This window comes from Halomarina oriensis (assembly GCF_009791395.1).
Taxonomy (GTDB): Archaea; Halobacteriota; Halobacteria; order Halobacteriales; family Haloarculaceae; genus Halomarina; species Halomarina oriensis.
This window is the reverse complement of the sequence record NZ_WSZK01000015.1, coordinates 452,625-473,184: the sequence shown is the minus strand read 5'-3', so window position 1 is coordinate 473,184 and position 20,560 is coordinate 452,625. Positions and strand designations below refer to the sequence as shown.

Annotated in this window: 21 protein-coding genes and 2 pseudogenes; 12 read left to right on the top strand and 11 right to left on the bottom strand. The window is 69.6% G+C overall.

Translation table 11 applies throughout. The annotated features are described in order from the left end of the window. The first annotated feature begins 57 nt into the window (after window positions 1–57). From GQS65_RS08940 to fer, 6 genes and pseudogenes are all read left to right on the top strand, one after another. Window positions 58–1,728 carry an alpha/beta hydrolase family protein gene (locus GQS65_RS08940; protein WP_158204269.1) on the top strand — a complete coding sequence of 557 codons (1,671 nt, stop codon included), beginning with the start codon at window positions 58–60 and terminating at the stop codon, window positions 1,726–1,728. Window positions 1,729–1,779: 51 nt separating this feature from the next. After that, window positions 1,780–2,468 (top strand): annotated as a pseudogene (locus GQS65_RS08935) (uracil-DNA glycosylase). A gap of 24 nt (window positions 2,469–2,492) precedes the next feature. Further along, entirely contained in the window at window positions 2,493–2,966 is a 474-nt protein-coding gene (locus GQS65_RS08930) for a thioesterase family protein (RefSeq protein WP_158204268.1), read from the top strand. A 47-nt stretch (window positions 2,967–3,013) separates the two neighbouring features. Then, window positions 3,014–3,760 (top strand): hypothetical protein, encoded by a 747-nt coding sequence (locus GQS65_RS08925; RefSeq protein ID WP_158204267.1) that lies wholly within the window; start codon window positions 3,014–3,016, stop codon window positions 3,758–3,760. Between the two features lie 44 nt (window positions 3,761–3,804). Further along, window positions 3,805–4,668 (top strand): halocarboxylic acid dehydrogenase DehI family protein, encoded by an 864-nt coding sequence (locus GQS65_RS08920; protein WP_158204266.1) that lies wholly within the window; start codon window positions 3,805–3,807, stop codon window positions 4,666–4,668. A gap of 156 nt (window positions 4,669–4,824) precedes the next feature. Beyond that, complete coding sequence (gene fer, locus GQS65_RS08915) at window positions 4,825–5,520, top strand: ferredoxin Fer (protein WP_368279996.1); 696 nt, start codon at window positions 4,825–4,827, stop codon at window positions 5,518–5,520. Between the two features lie 84 nt (window positions 5,521–5,604). Here the strand turns inward: fer and GQS65_RS08910 are convergent, their stop codons facing one another. From GQS65_RS08910 to GQS65_RS08900, 3 genes are all read right to left on the bottom strand, one after another. Continuing rightward, window positions 5,605–6,915: an MFS transporter gene (locus GQS65_RS08910; protein ID WP_199268430.1), complete on the bottom strand. Its 1,311-nt coding sequence runs from the start codon at window positions 6,913–6,915 to the stop codon at window positions 5,605–5,607. A 67-nt stretch (window positions 6,916–6,982) separates the two neighbouring features. Next, on the bottom strand, window positions 6,983–7,798 hold the full coding sequence (locus GQS65_RS08905) for an amidohydrolase family protein (RefSeq protein ID WP_368280067.1): 816 nt from the start codon (window positions 7,796–7,798) through the stop codon (window positions 6,983–6,985). Window positions 7,799–7,923: 125 nt separating this feature from the next. Further along, window positions 7,924–8,370 carry a methylated-DNA--[protein]-cysteine S-methyltransferase gene (locus GQS65_RS08900; protein WP_158204265.1) on the bottom strand — a complete coding sequence of 149 codons (447 nt, stop codon included), beginning with the start codon at window positions 8,368–8,370 and terminating at the stop codon, window positions 7,924–7,926. 127 nt (window positions 8,371–8,497) lie between these two features. Here GQS65_RS08900 and GQS65_RS08895 point away from each other — a divergent pair, with 127 nt between their 5' ends. Genes GQS65_RS08895 through GQS65_RS08885 form a run of 3 tightly spaced genes read left to right on the top strand, consistent with a single transcriptional unit; the run spans window position 8,498 to window position 10,001 of the window. Continuing rightward, a complete protein-coding gene (locus tag GQS65_RS08895; RefSeq protein ID WP_158204264.1) occupies window positions 8,498–8,926 on the top strand; it encodes an HIT family protein in 429 nt (142 codons plus the stop codon). 40 nt (window positions 8,927–8,966) lie between these two features. Next, window positions 8,967–9,212: a hypothetical protein gene (locus GQS65_RS08890; protein ID WP_158204263.1), complete on the top strand. Its 246-nt coding sequence runs from the start codon at window positions 8,967–8,969 to the stop codon at window positions 9,210–9,212. Window positions 9,213–9,260: 48 nt separating this feature from the next. Then, on the top strand, window positions 9,261–10,001 hold the full coding sequence (locus tag GQS65_RS08885) for a ParA family protein (RefSeq protein WP_158204262.1): 741 nt from the start codon (window positions 9,261–9,263) through the stop codon (window positions 9,999–10,001). A gap of 64 nt (window positions 10,002–10,065) precedes the next feature. On the opposite strand, the pseudogene GQS65_RS08880 reads toward GQS65_RS08885, so the two are convergent. Beyond that, window positions 10,066–10,577 (bottom strand): annotated as a pseudogene (locus GQS65_RS08880) (DUF7858 family protein). A gap of 179 nt (window positions 10,578–10,756) precedes the next feature. Between GQS65_RS08880 and GQS65_RS08875 the strand changes: the two are divergent. Beyond that, complete coding sequence (locus GQS65_RS08875) at window positions 10,757–11,617, top strand: transcription initiation factor IIB (RefSeq protein WP_158204261.1); 861 nt, start codon at window positions 10,757–10,759, stop codon at window positions 11,615–11,617. A gap of 62 nt (window positions 11,618–11,679) precedes the next feature. Here GQS65_RS08875 and GQS65_RS08870 read toward each other — a convergent pair whose 3' ends face one another. The 6 genes from GQS65_RS08870 to GQS65_RS08845 form a co-directional block, all read right to left on the bottom strand. Then, window positions 11,680–12,336 carry a P-loop NTPase gene (locus GQS65_RS08870; protein ID WP_368279995.1) on the bottom strand — a complete coding sequence of 219 codons (657 nt, stop codon included), beginning with the start codon at window positions 12,334–12,336 and terminating at the stop codon, window positions 11,680–11,682. Continuing rightward, a complete protein-coding gene (locus GQS65_RS08865; protein WP_158204260.1) occupies window positions 12,333–13,154 on the bottom strand; it encodes a DUF7857 domain-containing protein in 822 nt (273 codons plus the stop codon). Before GQS65_RS08865 ends, GQS65_RS08870 begins: the two co-directional genes overlap by 4 nt. Before the next feature lie 45 nt (window positions 13,155–13,199). Continuing rightward, a complete protein-coding gene (locus GQS65_RS08860; RefSeq protein WP_158204259.1) occupies window positions 13,200–14,012 on the bottom strand; it encodes a DUF7856 family protein in 813 nt (270 codons plus the stop codon). Further along, complete coding sequence (locus tag GQS65_RS08855; protein ID WP_368279994.1) at window positions 14,009–14,347, bottom strand: DUF7855 family protein; 339 nt, start codon at window positions 14,345–14,347, stop codon at window positions 14,009–14,011. Before GQS65_RS08855 ends, GQS65_RS08860 begins: the two co-directional genes overlap by 4 nt. A gap of 68 nt (window positions 14,348–14,415) precedes the next feature. Further along, the gene (locus GQS65_RS08850; protein ID WP_158204258.1) at window positions 14,416–14,688 is read right to left on the bottom strand and encodes a DUF7854 family protein; all 273 of its coding nucleotides are present in this window, start codon (window positions 14,686–14,688) and stop codon (window positions 14,416–14,418) included. Window positions 14,689–15,186: 498 nt separating this feature from the next. Next, window positions 15,187–15,492, bottom strand: coding sequence for a hypothetical protein (locus GQS65_RS08845; protein ID WP_158204257.1), 306 nt, complete (start codon window positions 15,490–15,492; stop codon window positions 15,187–15,189). A 106-nt stretch (window positions 15,493–15,598) separates the two neighbouring features. On the opposite strand from GQS65_RS08845, the gene GQS65_RS08840 reads away from it, so the two are divergent. Beyond that, on the top strand, window positions 15,599–16,366 hold the full coding sequence (locus GQS65_RS08840; protein ID WP_158204256.1) for an SDR family oxidoreductase: 768 nt from the start codon (window positions 15,599–15,601) through the stop codon (window positions 16,364–16,366). Window positions 16,367–16,429: 63 nt separating this feature from the next. After that, on the top strand, window positions 16,430–17,038 hold the full coding sequence (locus GQS65_RS08835) for an arsinothricin resistance N-acetyltransferase ArsN1 family B (protein WP_158204255.1): 609 nt from the start codon (window positions 16,430–16,432) through the stop codon (window positions 17,036–17,038). A 9-nt stretch (window positions 17,039–17,047) separates the two neighbouring features. Here GQS65_RS08835 and GQS65_RS08830 read toward each other — a convergent pair whose 3' ends face one another. Continuing rightward, a complete protein-coding gene (locus tag GQS65_RS08830; RefSeq protein ID WP_158204254.1) occupies window positions 17,048–20,551 on the bottom strand; it encodes an LAGLIDADG family homing endonuclease in 3,504 nt (1,167 codons plus the stop codon). Window positions 20,552–20,560 lie beyond the last annotated feature (9 nt).

Genomic DNA, 20,560 nt, shown 5'->3' with positions numbered 1-20,560 from the left:
CTGTCACGGGGAGCGTGAACGGTCGTTTTGTCGGTCCCTCACGGTCGTTCACCAGTCATGGATTCGACCAGACGAGAGTTTCTGACGTACAGTGCGATGGTGGCGGCCGGTGTGGGGCTGTTCTCGGACCGGGGTGTCGGTGCGGCACCGCAGGCCGACGGCGAGTTCGCCGTCACCGACTCCCTCGACGTCGAGTCGTTCGACGGGACGACCATCGAGGCGACGCTGTTCGAACCGGCCGTCGACGGCGAGGTTCCCGCTATCCTGATGACACACGGCTGGGGCGGGACACGGGCGGACCGACGCCCGCTCGCGGAGTTCTACGCCTCGAACGGCTACGTCGTCCTCACCTACGACTCGCGGGGGTTCGGGGATTCGGGCGGCGAGGTAGGTGTCGACGGCCCGAACGAGGTCGGTGACGTCGTCGCGCTCCTGACGTGGCTGGCCGGCCGCGAGAGCGTCCAGACCGACGGGCCGGAGAACCCCCGCGTCGGGATGGACGGCTACTCCTACGGGGCGGGTATCCAGCTTCAGAGCGCCATCACCGAGGACCGCCTCGACGCGCTCGTCCCGCGGTGGGCGTGGCACGACCTCCGGTTCTCGAACGACCCCAATCGCGTCCTGAAGTGGGCGTGGTTCTTCGGTCTCTACCAGTCCGGTATCGCCAACGGGGAACCGAACGACCGCTTTCTCGACCTCTCCCGGCAGGCGGTCGAGAACCGTGAGGCCTCGCCCGAACTCCGGCGGTTCTGGGAGACGCGCTCGCCCGTCGGGAAACTCGGTCGCATCGAGACGCCGACGCTCCTCGTCTCGGGGTGGGAGGACCGTCTGTTCACTCCCAACGAGGCGTTCGCCAACTACCGGGGCCTGCGCGACACCGGCACCGACACCCGCCTCGTGCTGTACGACTTCGGCCACGACTTCGTCGACAGCGGCGGCCCGACGCCCACACAGACGCAGTTCGCCGACACCGCCGCGCTGGCGTGGTTCGACCAGCATCTCAAGGACGGCGAGGACGCCGACGTCGCCCCGGTGACGCTCTACCGCTCCCAGTCGGAGACGTTCGAGGAGTACGACGCCCTCCCGGACGGGGCCGACCCCGCCTCGCTCGGGACCGCCCGCCCCGGTCGTGAGACTCGTCTCCACGGTGACGACGCCGACGGCGTCTCCTTCGACTTCCACGTCCGGGAGGGGTTCGACCTCGTCGGGACGCCCCGGTGCTGGCTCGACGTCACTCCGCACGACGAGAGCGGCAGTTCCGCACCCCACCTGTTCGGAGCGCTGTACGACGTCGCTCCCTCCGGCGAGGCGACGCTGCTCAAAGACCAGGTCGCCGCGACGCTCGTCGAGGATGCGGGGCTACTCGCGTTCGACCTCGTCGGCGTCGAACGCCACGTCGCGGCCGGTCACACGCTCCGACTGTCGCTCACGCTGAACGACGACGCGCTCGTCGAGAGCGCCGTCCCGTTCGAGGACGGCCTGCACGTCGACAGCGACCCGGAAGACGCCGTGACGGTCCACCACTCCCGGACCGACCCGTCGACGCTCGCCGTGCCGACGCTCGACGGACCGGTCGAACTCGCCGGTCGACCGGGGCAGAGCGGGACGGGCAACGGCAAGGAGAACCGGAAGGGTGGCGAAAGCGGTGAGAACGGCCACGGGAAGGGGACGGGCGGTGGCGAGAGTGGCGGGAACGGCAACGGGAACGGTGGCGGTGAGGGGAACTGAACCCACCGCGCAGACGGTAGGTTCTCGGCCCCGCCGCGCGTCGAACCGGGAGTGAGCGACCCGCCGTTCCCCGACCCCGACGACCGCCTCACGCTCGCCGAGGACTGCCGACGCTGCCCGGCGCTCGTCGCCGCCCGCAACCGCATCTGCTGGGGCGTCGGCCCCCGCGACGCCTCGCTCGTCGTCGTCGGCGAAGCGCCCGCGGCCGGGACCCCGGAGGCCGACCGCTGGCAGGGCGGTAACTGGACCGGGATGGCCTACTCCGGCGGCCGGTCGGGCAAGAAGATTCGCACGATGGTCGAGGAGGTGGGCTACGACGCCTACTACACGAACGCCGTCAAATGCTTCCCGAGCGCCGCGATTCCCCACGACGACCCCACGGCCGCGAACGAACTGGGCTGCCCACCCCAGGAGACGGACAACCGCGCGAACCCCACCCCGAAGAACGTGCGAACTGTCGCTCGTACCTGCGCGAAGAGGTCGACCGCGTCGCCCCCGACTGCGTACTGGCGACCGGGAGGCACGCCACCCAGTCGCTGCTGGCCGTCGAGGGTCGCACCGTCGACGGCTTTCTGGACCTCGTGCTCGACACACAGGACTGCCCGACGCTCGGTGTACCCGTCCTCCCGGTTCTCCACCCGTCCTATCAAGAGGTGTGGATGGCTCGACTCGGCTACGACCGCGAGTCGTACCTCGACGCCATCGGCGAGGCGCTCGTCGCCTGCGGGGTCCAGAGTTAACACACCGCTCGCCGTGCGACCCGCATGGACCTCTCGCATCTCGCCGAGGAACGAATCGCCGGAACGCGCGAGTTCACCGTCGAACGCCGGCACACGACGACGGTGTTCGGCGAACAGACCGACCCGCCCGGTCTGCCGGCGGCGGCCGACTCGACGCCCGACGAGCATCTCCACGTCCTCGGGTCGCCACACCTGCTCGCGGCGTGTGAGTTCGTCGGCCGGGAGTCGCTCCACGGTCACCTCCCCGACGGCACCGGGACGGTCGGTGAACACGCCGACCTCACCCACCGTCGACCGGCCCCCGAGGGGACACGGCTTCGCGTCGAGACCGTCGTCGTCGACACCGACGGGCCGAGGGTCCACCTCGACGCGACGGCCGCGCGACTCGACGGGAGCGACGACTCGGCCGGGAGTGACGCCGACCCCCGACCGGTCGGCGAGGTAGCGATGACGTTCCGCGTCGTCGAACGCGAACGGTTCCGCACGGCACTCGACTGACCCGTCGAAGCCAGCTTTCTTGAGCGTCCGATTCGTGGCCCGACACGATGCTGGCCCCCCTCCGTCGAACCCTCCGCGAGCGACTCGACCGGCGGTCGGTCGGGATGGCTGTCCTGGTGGTGCTCGTGCTGGCGTGGATCACCGACCAGAACCCCGGAAACGTCCTCCTCACGACACTGCTCAGCGCCGTCCTCGTCGGTGGCTCGGAGGTGGTCGCCGACGCCTACGACCTGCGCGGCGAGATCCAGAGCGTCGCGTCGGGGCTGTTCGTGACCGTCTCGGGTGTCGCGCTAGCGCTGCTCGACTCCGGTGACGCGGGTGTTGCGATGGGGGTGCTGTTCGCCGTCGGCGGCGCGTGGATGCTCTTCGACGGCGTCCAGACGCTCCGCCACGAGGGTGTCCGTCGACCCGACTCGACCCCGGCCGACGGCGACGAGGTGTACCGACAGTACCTCGCTCGGCGGGTCCGTGAGCGACTGCGTGACCGACCGCACACTCGTCGGGAACTCCGCGAGACGTTCGAGGAGACGCCCGAGGCAGTCGACGACGCCCTCGACCACCTCCGCGAGCGTGACCTGGTCGTCCGTGAGGGGAGCGCGTTCGTCCCCGTCGAACGGTCGGACCCGGGGCCGGTGCGCCGCGCACTGGGGCGACTCGCCCGACCGGTCACACTGGAACTCGACGACGGCGAGGCGACACCGGCCGACCACACCACCACGGACGGGGCCGTCGACCGTGCGGGGTCGTCGCCCTCCGGCGAGCGGTCCTCGAGGGCCGTCGAACGCAGTCGGTAACCGGTCACCACAACGGCTACCCGCTCGGCGTGTGAGTCGGGGGCATGGACACCAGCCGCCAACTGTACGCGAACGAGGCGACCGGGTGGCGACGCGGCGTCTACGACGACGTCCGCGAGACGTTCCGCGCACCGGTCGTCAACTGGATCTTCCGGACCGTGATGGCGAACGACCCCGAACTCACGCGCTACGCGTGGGGGCAGGTGAAGCCGCTCTTCGAGACCCGTGGGTTCGCCCGTCTCTCGGTCGCGTACCGCGACGCCGTGCTCTCGGCGCTCGACGTGCCCACCTACCGACGTACCGAGGCGGGTGTCTCGCCGGCCGAGTTCGCCGAACTGCGCGGGCAACTGGCGACGTTCGACGTCGTCGCGCCCCGACTCGCGGTGCTGTTCGAGACGATGGACCGTGCGCTCCACGACGAGCACGACCCCTCGCCGCCCGACGAGCGCTGGGCGACCGGAGCGTTCCCGGACTGGCTGGACCGCGACCGGGGGGCACCGCCGACGATGGTCGACACGCCGCCCGAGGAACTGGCCGACACCGTCGACTCGATTCGAGCGTTCCACGGGTTCGAGGAGAGTCTCCCCAGTATCTACCGCTGTCTCGCCCAGTGGCCCACCTTCCTCGACACGCTCTGGAGTGACCTCGACCCCGTCTTCGAGGGCGAGGGGTTCGACCGAGCGCTCGCGGAGACGACCGACCTCGTCGACGAGTTCGTCGGGACCACTCCCTACCGGCCGCGACTCGCGCCGGCGGACCTCCGTGGGGTCGGGGTGGACGATACGACCATCGAGGGCGTGCAGGGCCTGTTCCGCGAGTTCAACACCGGGCCGGTCGAGACGGTGTTGCCGGCGCTCCCGGCGTTCGCGGCCAGCGTCGACGCGAGCGGGGAGCGGTCGCTGGGGTGACTCTCCGTCTCTCCGGTCGCCAGTCGTCCCGCCACCGCGACGGGCGTCGTCGACGCGACGATTCGACGGGTCTGCCCTCGAACCGGCCGATTCCGCCGTCCCCGCTCGCTCGCCGAAAGACGAGGATTTTACGCTCTACGAGCGCCAACGGAGCGTGTGGAATCCCCGTTCGAGGTGTTGGACGTCGAGTCGGACGCCACCGACGAGGAGGTCGAACGCGCCTACCGGCGGCGCGTGCTGGAGGCCCACCCCGACCACGGTGGCTCGACCCACGAGTTCCAGCAGGTCCGGTCCGCCTACGAGACGATCCTCTCGGAGGACGCCGAGGCTCCCGAACTGAACGGCGACGACTCGGCGGACGGCGAGAGCGACGGTGACAACGACTCTGACGGCGAGGCCGGCGAGGACCCGGCGGACCGGGAACCGGAGGGCGTCCGCGTCGAGTATCTCGACTACGAGGCGCTCGCCGACCGTGGCTGGCAGATAACGGACGACGACCTCTTCGAGAAGGCGGCCGACGCCGCCCTCGACGTCGACGAGTTCGGCGCGTTCGTCGCGCCGCCGGACGACTCGCTGCTCGAGGCCGCCGAGGAACACGGCCTGCGGTGGCCGTACGCCTGCCGTGGCGGCGCGTGTTCGAACTGTGCGGTGGCGCTCGTCGACGGCGAGATGCCGATGCCCAACGACCACATCCTCCCCGAGAAGTGGCTCGACCGCGGTATCAGGCTCTCCTGTCTCAGCGCACCGACCTCCGACTCCGCGAAGGTGGTCTCCAACGTCAAGCACCTCCCCGGCCTCGACGACCTGCGCCTCCCGCTGAGCCGGTTCGACAAGGCGCGACTCAACGACTGACGACTGTTCTCGTCGGTCTCCGACCGCTCCGTGGACGGCACCGGCGTCGTTCGACGGCGACACCCGTCGGGCCGCCGCGTCGGCTCAGTCGTCGGCGGGGACGGCCCGTGCGTTCGCGCCGCTGCTGGTCCGGACGTGGAGGTAGACCGCACAGGCGACGGCGACGACGCCCGTCGCGGTGGCGAGGCCGAACGCGACGCGGTAGCCGGGGACGGTGTAGACGCGAGCGCCGTCGACGGTCCGCCCGGTCCAGTAGGCGTCGAGGACGACGCCCATCAGCGCGGGGAAGACGGCCGCGCCGAAGTAGCCCAGCGAGTTGACCGTCCCCGTCACCGTGCCGCTGGCGCTGGCGGCGTGGCGCTCCTTGGCGACGGTGTAGGCGAGCAGCGTCCCGCCGTTGGAGAACATCGCTAGGAACAGCAGCGCGGCGAAGACGACCAGCGGCGGGGTGACGACGAGAAACACCACGCCGTACGAGAGCGTGAACACGACCGCCGAGGCGAGGATGACGTCCGTCCGGCGGCCGATGCGGTCCGAGAGGGTCCCGACGACCGGCGGACCGAGCAGGAGGCCGACGTTCCCGACGAGGACGACGGTGGAGGCGGCAGCGACCGTCGTCCCGTAGACGTCGACGACGAACGGGACGCCCCACAGGCCGAGGACGGTGAAGTTCGTCCCGATGACGAAAAAGAGCATGACGCCCAGAATCCACGTCTCGCGGTCACGGAGGACGCGCACGACGTTCGACCAGACGGTTCCGAGGTCGACGCTCCGTGTGGGCGGGGTGGCACCCTCGACGGGGAGAAATCCGGCCTTCTCGGGGCTGTCGCGGACGAGCGCGAAGATACCGACCGCCAGTACCCCGCCGACGGCCGCCGTCACGAGCAGCGTCGTTCGCCAGCCAGTCGCCTCGACGGCCAGCGCGAGCGGCGTCGTGGCGAGGACGCCGCCGAGTCCGGCAGCGGCGACGGTCCACCCGGTCATCGTGGCGAACTGGTCGTCGCGGAACCAGTTGGCACAGAACCGCAGGATGGCGATGTAACAGACGCTCCCGCCGAGACCGACCAGCGCACGGCCGGCGAACCCCGAGACGAGCGAGTCGGCGAGCGCGAACCAGACGACGCCGACGCTCATCACGGCGACACCTGCGGCCGCGACCCGTCGCGTCCCGGCGCGGTCGGCCAGCACGCCCGCCGGCAGTTGGAGTCCGGCGTAGATGTAGAAAAAGGAGGCGTGGAGCAGACCCAGTTGTGCGCCGGTCGTGTCGAACGCCCGGCCGAGGCTCTCGGCGAGCACCGCCGTCGAGACGCGATGGAAGTTGACGAGCAGGAACCCGCCCGAGAGAACGGCCCACAGCACCCACCGCCAGCGGTCGCGCGGGAGGCCGACGCTCACCACGGTCTCCCCCCGTCCGTCACGACCCTCCGACCGGAACCGTCCGTCGGTCCGTCGGTCGGCACGCTCAGCGCTCCCCCAGGAACCGTTCTGCGGTGTCGTGGAACAGGTCGCGGTACGTCTCTCCGGGGAGGTCACGCCCCAGCAGGTGTTCGCGCTCGCTCTCGTAGCTGTGGGGGATGTTCGGGTAGTCCGACCCGTACATGATACGGTCGGCGTGCTCGACGAACGCCGAGTCGGGTATCTCGCTCGGGTCGAACGCCATCGACTCGCCGACGGCGCTCGACATGGCGAAGCAGGTGTCGAGGTAGACGTGTTCGTTCTCGGCCAGCACGTCGAGGAACTGCTCGTGCTGGAAGGTGCCCATGTGGGCACAGCAGGCCCGAACGTCGGGGTAGGAGTCGACGAACGCTTCGAAGCGCTCGACGCCGACGTAGGGGCTGGCCTCGAACATCGGAGCGGTGCCGCCGTGGAACAGCACCGACCGGTCGTACTCGGCGGCGAGTTCGTACGCCGGGTCGAGTCGCGGGTCGTCGGGCGCGAGGCGCTGGACGGGACACTGGAACTTCAGGCCGCGTGCGCCCGCCTCGAACGCCTCGCGGACCACCTCCTCGACGGGGTCGTCGCCGTGGACGGTGGCGAACGGGACGACCATCTCGGACTCCGCCGACCGGGCCAGCACCCACTCGTTCAACTCGCGGGCGATGGCGGGCTTGTGGGCGTACGGCAGGGCGCAGTAGCGTTCGACGCCCGCAGCGCGGAGCGTCCGCTCCATCGGTTCGCGGTCGCTCGGGTGGGGAAACTCCCACCCGGCCTCGTCGTGGAGCGCACCGCGGATGGCCGCGACGAGGCGTTCGGGCATCAGGTGGACGTGACAGTCGATGGCCGGGACGAACCGGTCGTCCGGCGTCGCCCCGTCGTCTCCGACCGCGCCTGCCCGCCGGTCGTCGCCCGTCCCGTCCGACAGGTCGTCGTGTTCGGACTCGTCGCCGTCGTCCGCCGTCTCGCTCACTCCTCCAGCACCCCCTCGTGGACGAGCAGTCGCCGTTTCGTGTCGAGGCCGCCCGAGGCGGAGTAGCCACCGAGACCGCCGTCGCTGGCGACGACGCGATGACACGGGACCACGAGCGGCACCGGGTTCCGACCGCAGGCCCCGCCGACGGCGACGGGCGCGGTGTCGAGGGCGGCCGCGAGGTCACCGTAGGTGCGCGTCTCGCCGAACGGAATCTCGCGCATCGCCCGCATCACGCGCCCGGTGAAGTCGTCGGGGTAGGTGACCGAGCAGTCGAACGTCTCGCGTTCGCCGCGTTCGTACTCGCCGACCTGTCGTCGCAGGTCGGCCGCAGACCGGTCGAGCGAGGTGGCGTCGAGGTCGAACGTCGCCCCGAACGCCTCGACGCGAACCGTCTCGAGGGTCGTGTCCGGCCGACCGGCGGCCGTGTGGTCGATTGCCATGGTTCGTCACGGGTGGTGCGGGGGTAAAGTTCCTCGCCTGGCGCGGTATACGGCCGGTAGATGGGGTCCGCGAGCGTATCGGACGGTGCCCGCTACGCTTTTGCCCGCGGCGGGCGAGCGTCGCGCCATGAGCGAGGACTGCATCTTCTGTTCCATCGTCGCCGGCGACGTCCCGAGTCGGACCGTCCACGAGGGCGAGCACACGTTCGCGTTCCTCGACGTGAACCCGCTGGCGCGGGGCCACACGCTCGTCATCCCGAGCGACCACTACGAGACGGTGGCGGAGATGCCCGACGACGTTCGGGAGGCCGTGTTCGCCACCGCCGGCGAGTTGACACCGGCCGTCGAGGCCGCGGTGGACGCCGACGCGACCACCGTCGGCATGAACAACGGCGCGGCGTCGGGCCAGGAGGTGCCACACGCCCACCTCCACGTCGTCCCGCGGTTCGAGGACGACGGCGTCGGCCCGCTCCACACCCTCGACTGGACGCGGCCCGAACTGGACGACGAGGAGTTCGACGCGGTAGCCGGTGCCATCCGCGACCACGCGGAGTGACGCACCGACCCGGCGTCGTGGCCGACCCCAGAACGAACCCGTGACACCCACCCGTCCCGACGAGGAGACGCCCCCACCGGACGCCCGCGAAGCGACGCGAGCGGCGCTCGGCGACCACCTGCGCAACCGACTGGCGCTCGCCGTCGTCACGCTCGCCGCCCTCGTCGCGTTCGTCATCGTCCCCGACGTGCGCCTCCAGTACGCCGCGGCGCTCGTCGCGTTCACCGTCTGGATGGCGTGGTTCGTCGCGGCGGCCGTCGACTGGCTGAGTCGAGCGGACTTCTGACGGCCCGCTGTCACTGGGTTTTTATCGGAGGAGCAAACGACGGAACGTATGACCACGCTCAGCCTCGTCGGAGCGGTCGGCGGTGCCGGCACGACCCGCACGACGCTCGAATCTGCCGCCGTCCTCGCACGAACCGGCCGTGACGTCTGTGTCCTCGACGCCGCCTACGCGACACAGGGGCTCGCGGACCACGTCTCCGGTCGACTCGACACCGACGTCACCGCGCTGTGTACCGACGCCGACGCCGGAACGCCGTCGCTCGCGGCCGGGTTGGTCGACGTCGAGACCGACGACGCGGGCCGACTCGCGGTCTGTCCCGCCCGTGCACCGTTCGAGCGACTCGCTCGCGCGAAGACGCCCGAGGCGGCCCAGCGGTTCGGGTCGCTCGTCGAGACGGCTGCCGACTCCTTCGACCACGTCCTCGTCGACGTACCACCCGTCGCGGCGAACCAGGCCGTCGCCGCCGTCACCACCACCGACCGCGTCGCCCTCGTCGCCCCGGACACCCCGCGCGGGCACGACGGCCTCGCCCGCCAGCGGGACCGTCTCGCGGACGTGGGCGCGCCCGACCCCGAGACGGTGCTCACGTTCACCGACGGGGGCGACCCCGAGGACGTCGCAGGGGCGATTCCGGAAGCCGACACGACCGACCCACGCGAAGTGCCGGTCTCGCTGACCGCTGACGACTCGTTCGTCGCGGGGGTCGCCCGGACGTGCGAGACGCTGTTCGGAGCGTCGTTCGACCTCGATACGGACGAACCGGGGGTCCTCGACAGAATCGGTCGCTGACCGTCGTCACCGAAGTGAAGTCACATTGCTCACTCGTGACACGGCGGCGTCGCGGTGACTGGAGTCACCGCAGGCTGCCCGCGTCACTCATCGTCTCACCCAGCAGCTCTCGCTTCTCGACGGCGGCGTCGCCACTCGGGGACAGCGCCCCCGCCAGCACCTCACGCGCCTCGTCGAGCGGGTCGTGCGTCTCGACGTAGGCCGCGAGGACGAACGCCGTCTCGCTCGCACCCGTGAGCGCGAGCGCGTCCGCCCGCGACAGTTCCGCGTTCAGCCAGTCACGAACCACCTCGCGGCCGGTCGGCCCGAGCGGCGACACCGCTCGCCGAGCAGGTGGAGCGTCTTCGCACCCGTCATCGGCGGTAGGCCCGCCGCGCGTGCGCTCGTTCCGACGCTCTCGCCGCCGGCGTACGTCTCGACGACGGCTTCCGCCTCGTCGGGCGAACACGGCAGATCGTCGGCGAACGGTGCGAGTCGCTCCGCGAGCGACGACTCGGTGGCGTCGACGGTGGCGACACCGCGCGCTCGCTGCTCGGCGGTCACCTCCAGTCCGGCCGCGATGTCGGCCAGTCCCATGGCCCGGACTCACGCCTCCCCACTGTTAAATCCTGTCCTATGACGTGACTGTTTTCGAAGGGTGAACGAACGACGTTCCGTACAGGTGTCGGTTACCGACACGTGGTAGCGGGCTTCTGAAGGTCGAAATCGACGCTTCCCGGTAGCCTTTTACATGGGTTCGGGACCGAGTTTCTGATATGAGCACGACGGCACGAAGCTGTCCCGAGTGTAGTGGTCGACTGCAGCAGGAACGAACCGAGACGGTCTGTGGCGAGTGTGGTCTCGTCGTCGGCGAGGACAGCCTCGACCGCGGTCCGGAGTGGCGCTCGTTCGCGGACGACGACACCGACCCCAAGCGGACGGGTGCGCCGCTGACCCGCTCGCGTCACGACCGCGGTCTCTCGACGGAGATCGGCTACTCCTCGCGGCTGAAGGGGCGCAAGCGTCGTCGCGTCGCCCGGATGCGCCGCCAGCACAGTCGCGCCCAGATATCGACGAAGTCAGAGCGCAACAAGGTCTACGCGTTCACCGAGATTCGCCGCCTCACCGACCGCCTCCAGTTGCCGAAGTCCATCCGCGACCGGTCGTGCGTGCTGTTCGAGTCGGGCCAGGACGCCGACCTGCTTCCCGGTCGGTCGCTGGAGGGGTTCGCGGCGGCGGCAGTGTACGCGACCTGCCGGGCCGACGGCCTCTCGCGGACCGTCGACGAAGTCGTCGCGCACGCGAAGGCGACCCGCGCGGAACTCCAGACGGCGTACGACGCGCTCAACCGTGACCTCGGCCTGCCGACCGGTCCCATCGACCCCGCCGAGTACCTCGCGCGGTTCGCCAGCGACCTCGACCTGCCACAGGCCATCGAACGCGCGGCGCGTGACCTGCTGGAGGGGCTGGACACCGCGTTCGTCACCGGCCGGAACCCCGGCGGGGTCGCGGCAGCGTGTCTCTACACCGCCGCCCGCGAGCGGAGCTACCCGCTCACGCAGGCGGAGGCGGCCGACGCCGGCGGCGTCACGCCCGTCACGCTCCGGACGACGTACGTCGAACTGACCGAGGACTGAACCGAGACGGACGCTACGACCCCGACCCGTCGGGAACGACGGGGGACCGAGCGGACTGCTTCTCAGCGAGCGACGAGTCGAACGTGACCGGCGAGGGCCGCGAACGGTTCGCCACACGACGCCGCGACCTGTCGGGCTGGGAGACCGTTGGCCGTTCCCCGAGCGATAGCCGCCCGTTCGGGGACGGGGACGACCGGCGCACCGAACGTCTCCTCGACGTGGTCGACGGGTGCGTCGGGGTCGGCGCGGTTCAGCGCGACGGCGAGGAGTCCGGCGTCGAGTTCACGGGCCAGTGCCCGCGCCCGGACGGCGTCGGCGAGCGCGATGCGGTCGGGCGTCGTCACCAGCAGCGAGGCGTCGGCGGCCAGCAGCGGGAGGCCGACGTCGCTCCCGAGTCCCGCAGGACAGTCGACGACGACGGGGCCGGACACCCGTTCGACGGCCGCGAGGGTGTCGACGAGTCGCCGCGGGTCGGCGGCGTGTGCCCCGGCCAGCGACCGGCCACAGGGGAGCAGGTCGACCGGCCCATCCTCGCGGACGGCCTCGACGGCGTCCGCTCGCCCGGCCAGGACGTCGTGGAGGTCCGGCCCGTGACCGGTCGGGAGGTCGGCCATCCCGAGGTCCGCGTCGACGACCACGGCGTCCAGTTCCGCGCCGAGGTTGTACGCGACCGTCGACTTCCCGACACCGCCTTTCCCACCGGTGACGGCGACGATCACGGTCGCTCACCGCCGATACGGGCGAGCGTCTCGACCGGGAGGTCGACCGAGTCGACGCGGTCTCCGAGGGTCTCGACGCGCTCTGCCAGTGCCCGGAGGCGGTCACGGTCCGCAGCGAGGTGTCCGTCGAGTGCGCGGACCCCGTCGATACCGCCCGCGGCGGCGACGGCGGCGCTCGCCGCCGTCAGCGTCTCGGCCGCCGCGAGTCGCTCGGCCAGTTCCAGACGGCGCTCGACCGCCGCGAGGTCGACCCCGGTAGACGGCGTGTCGTCGCTCGGTTCGTCCTTGGTGGCACCGTCGCTCGTCTCCCGTATCGGTGACGCTCCGTCCGTCGCCGCCGAGGGTCGCTCGGGCGTCGGCCGGTCCGAGGCGTCGCGCTCCGCCTCCTCGCCGGTCCCGTGTTCGCGGTCGGTCGCGGACGTGGCCTCTCCGCTCGTCGCCGTTGTCGGGAGCGCTGCTCGTGGTGGCCGTGGGTCCGAAAGCGTCCGGAGGACACCGTCCGTGGTCGCCTCGACGCGTGGTACGTCGGGGTGGCCCTCGAAGGTCGGGTCGTCGTCGGGCGGGCCGCGCCAGTCGACGGTGACGGGCGGGGAGTCGGTGGGGTCCGTGACGGCGAACCCCAGACCGAGTCGGCCGTCGACGACCCCCGAGAAGCCGGTGTCGTCCCATCCGGCGTCGGGGATCCCCCCGGTCCGTGGCGGGTGGAGCGTCGGGTCGCCGGTCGGTTCGACCCGAACCCGTCGCGGTCGGTCGCTCGTGAGCGTCACCTCGATCAGTGTTCGGTCGGCGCAGTGGCGTGTCGTCCACTCGGCGTTCATGGCCGGCGCTGGTACCGTCGTGGTTGATAAACTCCGGGCGGTGTGTCAGACCCGGAGCACGGCTGTGTCGAGCCAGTCGGCGGCCGTCCGCGCGTCGGGGAACCGGTCGCAGTCGAGGACGACCGGCGCGGCCGGGTCGCCGACGCGGTAGACGGCGAGCGCGGCGGTCACCGGCGACGCCTCGAACGGCGTCTCCCGAGCGTCCGGTCCGTCGAGCGCCCCGACCGCCGCCCTGAACTCCGGTTCGACCCGCTCGACGAGGTGGCGTCGCGCCGCCCGCTCGCGGTTGGCGAGGCGATCGTCGAGTCGCCGCCGTTCCTCTCGGCGGTCGTGTCGGTCACGTCGTCGCTCGCGGGCGTGGTCGAGCGCCTGACGAGCGGCGACCTGCTCGGTCTCGTGCTCGGTGAGCGCCGTCAGCGCCGTCGTGAGGTCGGCCTCGGCGTCGCTCGAACCGTCCTCGTGCTCGCGGAGTGCGGCGATTCGACCCTGGAGGCGCGCGACTCGCTCGCGGAGTCGGTCGACGCCCTCGCTCGTCTCGGCCAGTCGCCGTCGGTGTGTCGCCGTCTCGACGTCGTCGTCGTCGCCGTCGAGCGGTTCCAGCCGAGACCGGAGTCGGCGTATCTCCTCGTCCTGTGGTGCGGTCACTCCGCGGGACCGCGCGGCGACGGCGAGTGCGGTCCGTGGGCGAACCGCCAGTTCGGGGGTGACCGCTCCGACTCGCTCGAACAGGGGTCCCGGTTCGGGACAGTCCAGCCACGCCCGCTCGCCGCGGACGGCCGCGAGCACCTCCGACCGAGCGACTCGGCCGTCGAGGTCGGCGGCGTCCGTCTCCCGGTCTTCGTCCAGCGTGAGCCTCATAGGTCGCGGCCGGCCATCGTCTCGGGAAGCGGGTACTCCCGGTCCGCCGCGAAGGCCGTGTACGGGAGGCTCTCGCGCTCTCGTGCTTCGTAGGCGGCCGCGGCGTCCCGAACCGACTCGGGGACGGCCTCGAACTCGTTGAACGGTTCGACACGGTCGACGGCAACGTCCTCCGGATGCTTCGCCCGCAGTCGAAGCGCGAGGAAGGCCCCGAGTTCGGTGAACTCGAACAGTGCGACGCGACCGAACCGTCGGACGACGCTCTCCTCGTGACTTCTGTGGACGTTCCGCAGCGACGTGCGCGCGGCCCGCGAGTAGGCGACGACGAGCAACACGCGAGAGGTTCACGACTCGTTGCACTAAAATGATGTGTAGTCGGCCTCGAATCCTCCGACCGGGGGAGTCACTCCACGCGGTCGACGGACACCGACCCCCGGTCGACGCCCGTGAGGTCGGCGGCCCGTTCGCGGGCCTCCGAGGGTGAGGACGCGAGGACCACGACGCCGTCGACGCCCTCCGCGCCGCTCGCACGGTACGCGTCCTGCTCGGCGAACTCGGTGGCGTAGGTGCGCAACACACCCCGGACGCGACGCTCCATGGACGCGAGGTCGCTTTCGCCGGCCTCGAACTCGCTCAGCGCGTCCTCGACGTTCCGAAGCGCCGAAATCCGGTCCATCGACCGACGCTCACGGCCGGCGGCACAAAAGCGCTTCCCGTCGCTTCGGACTGTCCAGCGACGCTGCCCGTCGGGCGCGAGCGTCGACGCGAACCGTGTACCGCCGTGACGCCGCTCGACGGTTCGACGACCGGACGACCCGTGTCCCCGGCCGCTCTCCTCGCGCCGATGCCCCGTTTGCTATCGCAGCCAGTAGTTTATCGCCGGTGTGACCGCCGCACTCCCGCAGTCGCTCTCACCGGCCGTCGCAGGCGTGTTCGTGGCGGCCACTGGCCGGCAGCGACGGACCCGGTACGGCATCGCTGGCCGGACCGCCGTCTTCGGTGTCGGAGTCGTCCCGTCTTCGACGAACGCTCGCGCTGGTGGGTCTCGTCGGAACACTGGTCGTGGGGGCGGTTCCCGGACACGGCGACGCGGAGGCGTCGCGGCCGGGCCACCGGCGTTCGCCGCTGGCGTGAGGGGCCGACACACCGGGGCTCTCCGGCGGTCCGGACGGCGTCAGGTCGACGGCCCGGCCCGACTCTGCACCTCCCACCCACCCGCGAAGTCACACCCCGTCCGTTCGACGTACTCGACGGCCGTCTCGCGGGTCACCTCGCCGCTCCCCTCCACCGCCTCGACGACGAACGGGATGTGGAGCGCGTCCCCACAACAGCCCACGTCGGCGAACTCCTCGAACTGCTCGCCCTCCTCGAAGGTGTCGTGGGTACGTCCGAGCCACGCGCGGAAGTGTGTCGTCGCTATCTGCTGACGACCCCAACTGCTCAGCGCCTCGGGATGCGAGAGAACGACGCGTGTTATCATGGGGCCACGTAGGTCACGGGGACGGATACAGGTTCGGCCGCCGTGTGACACCGGCAATCGCCCCCGCCTCGCCCGGCGTTTTCCGTCCCACGCTCCTCCGTTCGGTATGGTCGACGTCTCACCGACGGACCTCACAGACCGTGTCGCAATCGTCACCGGTGCCTCCTCGGGTATCGGCGAAGCCACCGCACGCGTGCTGGCCGACGAGGGCGCGAGCGTCGTCCTCGCCGCCCGCCGCGAGGACGACCTCCGGACGCTGGCCGACGACATCGAAGACGAGGGCGGCGACGCGCTGGTCGTCCCGACGGACGTGGCCGAAGAAGAGCAGGTACGGAGCCTCGTCGACACGGCCGTCGAGGAGTTCGGCCGACTCGACGTCCTCCTCAACAACGCCGGCGTGATGCTCAACGAACCGTTCCAGGCGTCCGACACCGACCACTTCGAGCAGATGGTCGAGGTGAACCTGCTGGGTCTGATGAAGGCGACGCGGTTCGCCGTCCCGAAGATGCAGGAGACGGGCGACGGCCGGGGCCACGTCGTCCAGCTCTCGTCCGTCGCCGGCCGCCACGCCTACCCGAGCCACGCCGCGTACAACGGGACGAAGTTCGGCGTCAACGGCTTCACCGAGTCCGTCCGGAAGGACCTCTGTGGCGACGGTATCCGCACGACGCTCGTCGAACCGGGGGCCGTCGACACCGAACTCCAGCAGCACATCCCCGACGAGGACGAACGAGAGGGAGCCAAGGAGATGGTGGCGTCGATGGACGCGCTCGCACCCGACGACATCGCCGCTGGCATCGTCTACGCCGTCACACAACCCGCGAACGTCTCGGTCAACGAACTGCTGATTCGCCCGACGGAACAGGAGATGTGAGCGCGTCCCGGTGAGCGGACACGACGGCACCACTGGTTTGCCGACTCGCGTGGTCCTCCCTGCATGCCCGCCTCTGCCGACGTTCGCCGCCGACTCGCCAGCCCCGACGACGCGCCCGCGATACGCCGAATCTACGCGCCGTTCGTCGAGGAGACGGCCATCTCCTTCGAGGGCGACCCGCCGTCGGCCGACGAGTTGCGCGAGCGAATCGACGCGACACTCCCGCAGTATCCGTGGTTAGTCGCCGGGACGGACGCCGGTGTCGTGGGCTACGCGTACGCGGGACCGTTCCAGTCACGACCGGCCTACCGCTGGAGCGCCGAGTGTTCGGTCTACGTCGCCCGCGACAGCCACCGCTCCGGTGTCGGCCGGACGCTCTACACCGCGCTGTTCGACCTGCTGGCTCGACAGAACTATCGGACCGTCTACGCCGGCATGACCGTCCCAAACGCCGCGAGTGCTGGCCTGCACGACTCGATGGGGTTCGCGCCCGTCGGCACGTTCGAGCGAGCGGGCTACAAACACGGCGCGTGGCACGACGTCCAGTGGTGGCAGCGGACGCTCGACGGTGCCGAGGACGACACGTCGGGGCCGCCCGACGAACCGCGGGCGCTCACCGAGCTGACGGAGAGGGAACTGGACGCGGCACTGCACGACGACTCCGGGAACTGAGCCGAGTCCTCAGACCGTCCGCAGGTGGTCCTGACTCGGTTCGTAGACGTCGCCCTGTCGCCGGAGTTTCTCGATCTCGTGTTCGGCCTTCGAGCGTTCGATGCCGGCGGCCTCGGCCTGGTCGAGCACCTCCTCGACGGGTGCGCCGTCGTCGTACTCGGTCTCGACGTCGCGGATGATGTCCTTGATCGAGCGCACGCGGTCGCGCTGGGTCTTCGAACGCCCCGTCTCGACGATGTCGGCGTCGAACTCGCCGGTCTCGGGGTCCATCCCGATGTCCTCCAGCGACGAGCGAACGATGTCGATGACGCGTTTCGAGTCCTCGACCTCGACGCGGTCCGAGAGACGGACGCGGGCGGAGGCTTCCGCGAGACGCACGAGGCCCTCCAGTTTCCGGGCGGTGACGGGCACGGGTGAGTCGCCGTCGGTGCCCTGTGCTCGCAGGTCGACGTAGAACTGCTCGATCTCCCCTTTCGCCTCCTCGGTCATGACGGGGAAGCAGGTGCGTTTCGCGTAGGCGATGTACTTCCGGAGGAAGTCGGCGTCGATGGCCGGTTCGACCGTCTCGGTTATCTTCTCGACCTCGTCGTCGGAGTAGTTCGAGGTGGCGTTCTCGGTGCGGTGGGTGTGGAGTTCCCCGGCGTAGTTCGTCGTCAGGATGTGGTCGGCGAGGTCGCGGTCACGGTCGGCGTCGGGTTTGTCCGTCACCGTGAAGATGAGATCGAACCGCGAGACGAGCGCCGGTTCGAGGTCGATCTGCTCGGCGATGGGTTCGTACTCGTCGAACCGGCCGTACTTCGGGTTCGCCGCGCCGAGCAACGAACAGCGCGACTTGAGGGTGGCGTTGATGCCGGCCTTGGAAATCGAGATGGACTGCTGCTCTAGCGCTTCGTGCATCGCCGAGCGGTCCTCGGGGCGCATCTTGTCGAGTTCGTCCACCGCCGCGATACCCTGGTCGGCGAGGACGAGCGCACCGGCTTCGAGCGACCACTGCTGGCCCTCGCCGAAGTCGTCGCGCACGGCGGCGGCCGTGAGACCCGCACTGGACGACCCTTTACCGGAGGTGTACACAGAGCGCGGAGCGATAGACCGGACGTACTGGAGGAGTTGGGAGTTGTGCGAGACGACGTTGTTCGTGAGATAGTTGTGCGTTCCTTCGATTTCGAGGTCGTAAACCCACTCGTCGTTCGACTCGACGGGTTCGATGGATTCGATACGGTCCCACGCGATGTCGTCGTTCGCCATCGCGCCGAGTCTGTCGAGCGTCGTAGCAGCAGCGTCGACACCACCGTCTGCCACCACGTTGACCGTGTCGTCGAGTTCACTCCCGAACGTCTCGACGACCGTTTTCAGGCTCTCTCGACTCGGGTTACGGTCGCCGCGTTCGTAGTGCTGGTACGTGCTTCGTGGCAGCCCACAGTCTGCCTGTGTCGATCCGAGCGATTCCCTGACGTCTCGTAGCGTGGCTCCTACGGCAGGAATCACGTCGTGGTTCGTGTTCGACGTCGAGTCGACCATCGCCTCGGCAGCGGACTGCTTGCGTTCGGTAACGAAGCCGATACGCCCGACGTATCGCGCGAAGTCATCGCCGCTGATGCGAAGTCGATAGCTCCCACCTGCCTTCGACCGAAGCTGCGAATCGATGCCGAACGCGAGGAGCAGACTCCTGACCGCTTCGAGGAGTTCTCGACTGGTCGAAGAGACGCTCACTTCGCGTTGCTTCGGTGAGACGGTCCCCTCTGCGTCGACGAACGCCTGCAGGAACCCCCGTTTGGCCGGTCGAGTGGCCCGCAGTATCGCGGGTGGAACACGCTGTTCGTTCGACCCTGCAAGCATCGCCGGTTCGAGTTCCTCGAAGAGACTCGCGAGTTCACTCGACGAGCAGACGATTTCACGAGCGGTCTTCCCACCGTGTGGGCTGCGCTCGTTCGGATTCAACCCGAGTCGCTCCAGTGCGTTCGTGACGTCGTCGAGAATCTCGCGGTCGTCGTTCGTAACGTAGGTCGTTGCGCTGCCGCCGTCTCGACGCTGGACGTACCCTTCCGCGATGACGAATCCGAGGAGTCGAGCGAACCACGGCGTCAGTCGATCTGGAACGTCGAGTCTGACGGCGTTGTTGGCCTGCGACCGTCGAGTCGAAATGTCCAGCGAATCGTCACCCATCGTCGGTAACGACCGCGGAACGGCGATAAACTGCCCTTCGTCGAGATTCTCGGCGACGACCGGTTCGGTTCCACCGTCGCGCCCGACGAACAGCGGATGAGAAGGCGTCACGTCGACTTCGCGACCACTCTCAGTCCGGATTCGGTAGAGCTGTTTGGGGGCCTCTCGCTTCCAGACTTTCGTCGCCCGCTGCATCGTCAACGACCCGTCGTCGCCCATCGACGGGACGTCGAAATTGACCGCGTCCCAGACGCCGTCGTCGACGGGCTTCGGATCGTCGAGATTCGATTCGACGAGCTCGCGAATCGGTACCTCGGAGCCGTCGTCGAGCGTAACGCGAGTGTCTCCGGCGACGCATTTCCCCGTCCCGGGGTCCCCTATCAGGAGCATGTGGAAGTCGCCACGAATCCGGGAGCCGTCGGGGAGGTGTTTCGTGACTCCCGAGAACAACTGGAGGATGATGGCGAGTTTCTCCTGTTCGAACCCCCAGATGGAGGGCGCCATCGACCCGACCATCTGCTCGTAGATGCTGTCGTCGTCCGACAGCGCGACGATTTTCCGCTTCTCCTCGTCGGTGATGTCCATCTCCTCGAACTGCTCGTCCTCGATCTCGACGGCGATGCCGTCCATGAACACGTCGAACATGGCGGACTTCTTCTGCCCGGACTCCTGCTGGTCGAGCCTGAGGATGCCGGTGACGTTGACGTGGTCGCCGGCGGTCACCTTCCCGGTGACGTCGTCCTCGATGTGGACGTCGATGTTCTGTGGGGTCTCCCCGCCACGCAGTCCCTCGGGGGACTCCTGGACGCGAATCTTCTGGGCGTCGACGAACTCCGACTGGTCGAAGTTGATGCGAAACGGCCCCTGTCGTTCACAGCCACCGCACTCGTGGGGTTCCTGGAAGTCGCCGCCGGTCTGGGGGATGCGGGTGAGCGTACCGCAGCGCTGACACTCGAAGGCCGCCTGCTGTATCTTCGGACGGACGTTGGTCGCCTTCCGGACGATGCCCCGGACCGCGATGAGCTGCCCCCGGTGACGCGCCCGGATGTCCCGGATGTCGGTCACCTGGTCGAGTTCGTGGATACGGACGTGAGCCTGCCCGAGCGAGACGTCGACGGGCAGGTCGTACAGTCTGAGCGCCTCCTCGGCGTACTCCTGGAGCTGTCCTGGCTGGTTGCGGTACTGGTCGGCGAGGTCCTGGTCGAAGCGATAGAGGTCGTCGTAGGAGATGTAGAGCGAGCGCTGCTCGTTGGGGTACTTCCGCGCGAGTTCACCGATGTCGTTCCGGTAGTAGTTGCGGTAGAACTCCTCGAAGTCGTCGATGATGTCGGTGTTCTCCGCCTGTGCCATTACCGTCGG